Origin of the sequence: Corallococcus silvisoli, assembly GCF_009909145.1 — a bacterium.
GTDB lineage: Bacteria > Myxococcota > Myxococcia > Myxococcales > Myxococcaceae > Corallococcus > Corallococcus silvisoli.
This window is the reverse complement of sequence record NZ_JAAAPJ010000060.1, coordinates 1-1,160: the sequence shown is the minus strand read 5'-3', so window position 1 is coordinate 1,160 and position 1,160 is coordinate 1. Positions and strand designations below refer to the sequence as shown.

Annotated in this window: 1 protein-coding gene; it reads left to right on the top strand. The window is 67.2% G+C overall.

Annotated elements, in window-relative coordinates; all coding sequences use genetic code 11:
• Positions 1-21: 21 nt before the first annotated feature.
• Positions 22-1,160 (top strand): AMP-binding protein (locus tag GTY96_RS38785; RefSeq protein WP_328701134.1); only part of this gene is annotated, 1,139 nt, incomplete at its 3' end.

Genomic DNA, 1,160 nt, shown 5'->3' with positions numbered 1-1,160 from the left:
ACGGAGTCGCAGGAAGCGCCAGTGACGCAGGTGCGCGCGGAGAACGTGGCGTACCTCATCTACACGTCGGGAAGCACTGGGAGGCCGAAGGGAGTGGCGGTGACGCACGGGAACGCGGTGGCGTTCCTGGGTTGGGCGGAGAAGACATTCAAGGAAGAGGAGATGAAGGGAGTGCTCGCGGCGACGAGCCTGAACTTCGACCTCTCCGTCTTCGAGCTGTTCGGGCCGCTGGTGAGGGGAGGGAGCGTGGTGGTGGTGAAGAACGCGCTGCAGCTGGCGGAAGAGAAGCCAGAGGCGGAGGTGACGCTCGTCAACACGGTGCCGTCGGCGATGGCGCAGCTGGTGAGGCTGGGAGCGGTGCCGGAGACGGTGCGAGTGGTGAACCTGGCGGGAGAAGCGCTGCCGGAGACGTTGGCGAAGGCGGTGTACGGCGTCGAGACGGTGGGCAAGCTGTACAACCTGTACGGCCCGTCGGAGGACACGACGTATTCGACGTGGTCGCTGGTGGGGCGAGGAGAGGTACCGAACATCGGACGGCCGCTGACGAATACGCGTGCGTACGTGTTGGACAGGTACCTGGAGCCGGTGCCGGTGGGAGTGGCGGGAGAGTTGTACCTGGCGGGAGAGGGGCAGGCGCGAGGGTACCTGGGGAGGCCGGAGCTGACGGCGGAGAAGTTCCTCCCGGAGGTGCACGGGCCGGAGGGGAGCCGGATGTACCGGACGGGGGACAGGGTGAGGTACCGGGGGGACGGAGTGCTGGAGTACCTGGGGCGAGTGGACTTCCAGGTGAAGGTGAGGGGCTTCCGAATCGAGCTGGGGGAGGTGGAGACGGCGCTGCGCCGCGTGGAGAAGGTGAAGGATGCGGTGGTGGTGGCGAAGGGGGAGGGAGGGGAGAAGAGGCTGGTGGCGTATGTGACGGGGAAGGAGGGAGAGAGGCTGGAGGGGGAGGAGCTGAAGGCGCGGTTGAGGCAGGGGCTGCCGGAGTACATGGTGCCGGGCGTGGTGATGGTGCTGGACGCGTTGCCGTTGAACGCGAATGGGAAGGTGGACCGCAAGGCGTTGCCGGAGCCGGAAGCACCGACGGCGGGGAGCGAGTACGAGGCGCCGAGGACGCAGACGGAAGAGAAGCTGGCGAGCATCTGGGCGGAGGTGTTGCGAGT